The sequence below is a fragment of the Shewanella sp. 5S214 genome, from assembly GCF_041439795.1.
Lineage (GTDB): Bacteria > Pseudomonadota > Gammaproteobacteria > Enterobacterales > Shewanellaceae > Shewanella > Shewanella vesiculosa.
Window position 1 is genome coordinate 1 of record NZ_JBGOOV010000059.1, and the last position, 3,561, is coordinate 3,561.

Annotated in this window: 5 protein-coding genes; all 5 read right to left on the reverse strand. The window is 36.6% G+C overall.

Going from position 1 to position 3,561, the window contains the following annotated elements; translation table 11 throughout:
- Nucleotides 1–60: 60 nt before the first annotated feature.
- Complete coding sequence (locus tag ACED29_RS20920; RefSeq protein ID WP_371698648.1) at nt 61–444, reverse strand: hypothetical protein; 384 nt, start codon at nt 442–444, stop codon at nt 61–63.
- A gap of 444 nt (nt 445–888) precedes the next feature.
- The gene (locus ACED29_RS20925; protein ID WP_371698649.1) at nt 889–1,125 is read right to left on the reverse strand and encodes a hypothetical protein; all 237 of its coding nucleotides are present in this window, start codon (nt 1,123–1,125) and stop codon (nt 889–891) included.
- 581 nt (nt 1,126–1,706) lie between these two features.
- Entirely contained in the window at nt 1,707–1,949 is a 243-nt protein-coding gene (locus tag ACED29_RS20930) for a hypothetical protein (RefSeq protein WP_371698650.1), read from the reverse strand.
- A gap of 447 nt (nt 1,950–2,396) precedes the next feature.
- A complete protein-coding gene (locus ACED29_RS20935; RefSeq protein ID WP_371698651.1) occupies nt 2,397–2,753 on the reverse strand; it encodes a hypothetical protein in 357 nt (118 codons plus the stop codon).
- 258 nt (nt 2,754–3,011) lie between these two features.
- Nucleotides 3,012–3,410 carry a hypothetical protein gene (locus ACED29_RS20940; RefSeq protein WP_371698652.1) on the reverse strand — a complete coding sequence of 133 codons (399 nt, stop codon included), beginning with the start codon at nt 3,408–3,410 and terminating at the stop codon, nt 3,012–3,014.
- Nucleotides 3,411–3,561 lie beyond the last annotated feature (151 nt).

Genomic DNA, 3,561 nt, shown 5'->3' on the forward strand with positions numbered 1-3,561 from the left:
GCAGTCAAATAAGTTAAGCTCGCCTATTGACTGGCGGAAGGCTCATATGTGTTAGCAGTTTTATAGGCATTCGTACTTACCATCTGCATCTACGTATAGAATAGAAGACAGCATCCATGAACCATTTACAATTTTTAAATGATATTCATAATCAGACTCGAAATCATCTGCGTCTATATGCTTAGAGTGAATTAAAGCCACATTACCTTTTTGGACGGTTTTTACGATTTTCTCTTGATCTAAACTATGCGTGGACTCGGAACCGAATGAAATTCCTTGGACAGTTACTTCTGGATCACAGTACTTTTCAATAAGCCGTTGATAGTTATTTTCCGCTTCTTCCATTCCATCACTTCTGTTTTTATTATAAATTATGGATGAATCATCATTCCATATTTTGTAATCTACAATAAACGATTTAACCAATTCCTCTGGTGAATTCACGTCATACTCCATTGTGTAACTAAACTGCTAACAGCTTATTGAACGGCTCGACCGATAAAGCCGCCCGCTTAAGTTATTGATTAATATCATCCTACATTTTCTATGTCTTTGTAGTAAAGCAATTTAATGACTCTTACACTCAAATAAAAAACGTAAATTGCGCGTTAAAAGTGCCCACATCAAATGCAAAAAAATAAACCAAACAATATCAATATATTAGAGCAGCCCTATGTTTCTCAACATAGTCCTTTAGACTGCAAATAGCCACAGCAAAACGCCCATAAAAATGGCTACATCAAGTAGCCATTTTTGTTTATGACAACTTTGCTTATGGCGCACTAAGCAGAACTAAAACAGTGAATTATAATGTGTAGCAAAGCGAAGCCTAACAAACTGTTTTGTTCCGTTTGAAGTATTTGTTAGCCGAGTTATAAGTACAAAATATTATTTAACACGTTTTAAGTTTCGCTTTTCTTCTTTTTCAATTGCAATATCTTCGGCAATTGTTTTTTCAGGCATAATATCTTCAATTTTTTTTGGGCCTGCAATTAGTCCGCCTTCTAAATCAGCTAACTCGGGAGGCATATCTTTGCTAAAAAGCTCTTTAGACCATTTCTTTGCTTTATTAGCAAGCCATTCGTCAAATTCAGGCGAGCCAGGTTCGGGTTTATCTGTAGACATGGTTAATCCTATAAATTTTGCCATAAATATGAAGGCGTATTACTTTCCTTGCCTTTTTTATAAGTAAAACCATGGCCTTGGTAATATTTCTTTTTTTAATGCTACAAATATATTTTTAAATACCTAAGTGGAAAACCGGCTAACGGCTTATTGAACGGCTCGACCGATAAAGCCGACCGTTTAAGTTATTGATTAATATCATCCTACATTTCCTATGTCTTTGAAGTAAAGCAATTTAATGGCTATTACACTCAAATAAAAAACGTAAATTGCACGTTAAAAGTGTCCGCATTAAATGTAAATAAATAAACCAAACAATATCAATATATTAGAGCAACACTATTTTTCTCAACATAGTCTTTTAGACTGTAAAAAACCACCGCTAAACGCCCATAAAAATGGCTACATCAAGTAGCCATTTTTGTTTGTAGCCAATCATAGTGGGTAGCAATGTTTTGGTTTTTAAAACGTCTTTTTTGGAGAAATTCTATAGTCTCAACGCTCGCTTAAGCGGACAAAAAAGTTGGTTATAATCGCGAAGCAAGAGCAAACTGTACGTGTCCGTTTAAGCAATTTTATAACTATATTTCGCCTCTGCTAAAATCTAGTATTTGTTGTCCAAAAACTTCTACTGCATTAGATGACATTTGATCATACAGACCTGACACTTCAATAAAGTCATTTCCTGCATCTGCAGCCTCGTCCTCATCTTCTGATGAAGCGTTTATAGCTTTTAAATGTGCCATTTTTTTAGATAGTGATTCTAGGATATACCTAGTCTCCCAATCATTAAGATTTACATTAAGCTCACTAATAACAGTCATTTACACTACCTCTTTTTTAAATACCTTTTGACATTTTAGCGCTAATTTAGATAGCAAACCAATAAATTCATCTAATGCCATATTAGAAGTGGGGGCATACAGTATAGTGCCCAGGTCGATCGATTATTAGTTTTAAACCTACTGGCATTTGTATACCTTTCCCATTAGCAATAACAACACAGATACCATTTATTTCTGTTGTATTTACATCTTTAGGTCTTCTCACATTTGTTAATCGAGGTCCAGATGAGTTACCCAACCTAAATAGATCCTATGGTGCAAAATACAAGTCTTCTTGTTTCATAAAATATCCTTATTAAGTACGAATTGTAGATTTATTGCTATAACGCCCGGCTAACCGCGCAAATGTTTGATGGCGACTTTCGTGCGTGTCTTTGCATAAAAGGTGACAGCGAATATTTGTCCGTTTGAGCCGCTTGATGTGGTTTATCTAATATCACTGAGGCTAATATTACTTATTTTATAAGCAATATTCTCCAAAAATGATTTATTTATTTCGCTAGAATTACTGAATAATTGGTAGTTTGATTCAAGTAAATTTAACAATAACAATATTTCTTTTACGCCCGAATAAAACTGTTCATTAACTATTGTTCCAAGATCTACTCTCGATTCTATACACTTAGCCTTTAATTCTCCAAGTGGTATTCCAGTGAAACCTTGGAGCAGAATTAGATCATTTTTCTTAAGCTTTCGATCAAGAAACTTTATAGATATTTCATATTTCATTGGATTCTTTATTTCACATAACGTTTTAGTATTTGTGCGTTGCGCTGTTTGCATGGCACAAACCGCTTGTTGGACTTGGCCGACGCATAGTCCATATTAATTGGCATGCTGCATGTTATAGGAATTTGCTTTTTTTGATGCTGGCTCTGTGCTTTAGAGCAGTTTGAGTCAATTGATATCGAGTAGTGGGTAAGTTTTCCATTGAAATTCCTTTTCATTATGGTGTTCCATCACATCTTTTTAAGTCTAGCTGATTCAATGAGGTTAATACACTCGATTGAGTCAGCATTTGGCTCCGCGCAGCGGCTTAGTTCAACGCTTGGGATAAGGACGCGGCTTCGCGCGGCCTATCCTTTGCTTGTTAAAAGGACCGTACTTGCCGACGGCACGAGCCAAAATTTGTAGGCATAGAATGCCCAGCAAGCCTGCAGGATAAAGAATATACCACCCCATAAATACCTCTGCCTTAACTATGATCAGAGAGGAGACAACATCCCAGGCAAACAACCCAACAAGGCCCACCACGAGCCAGATTACATAGATTGGCAAATCACTTTTTCTGTTCTCTGCTACGACAGTGCCCAGAACAAATACCACAAAGAAACAGACGATATTTGCAGCATGAACTTTTGCTGGGGCACCGCTGAGGGCTATTAAGCCTAGGGACAACACAAAAAAGAACAAGAAACTTGCGACTATGGTTGGATTCATTTTACCTTTTAACGCCTGCTTAAGCGGACTAAAATAGTGGGTTAAAATCTGTAGCGAAGCGAAACCTAACCAACTGTTTTAGTTCCATTTAAAGCGCTTGTGTACGCCCAGCATGGGCATGAACTAATGAGGTGAAAGTCCTCTGTAGGAA

Coding starts and splice junctions, on each gene's coding strand:
- ACED29_RS20935 (WP_371698651.1), bottom strand. CDS start 2,753: ATGCAAACAGCGCAACGCACAAATACTAAAACGTTATGTGAAATAAAG.
- ACED29_RS20940 (WP_371698652.1), bottom strand. CDS start 3,410: ATGAATCCAACCATAGTCGCAAGTTTCTTGTTCTTTTTTGTGTTGTCC.
- ACED29_RS20930 (WP_371698650.1), bottom strand. CDS start 1,949: ATGACTGTTATTAGTGAGCTTAATGTAAATCTTAATGATTGGGAGACT.
- ACED29_RS20925 (WP_371698649.1), bottom strand. CDS start 1,125: ATGTCTACAGATAAACCCGAACCTGGCTCGCCTGAATTTGACGAATGG.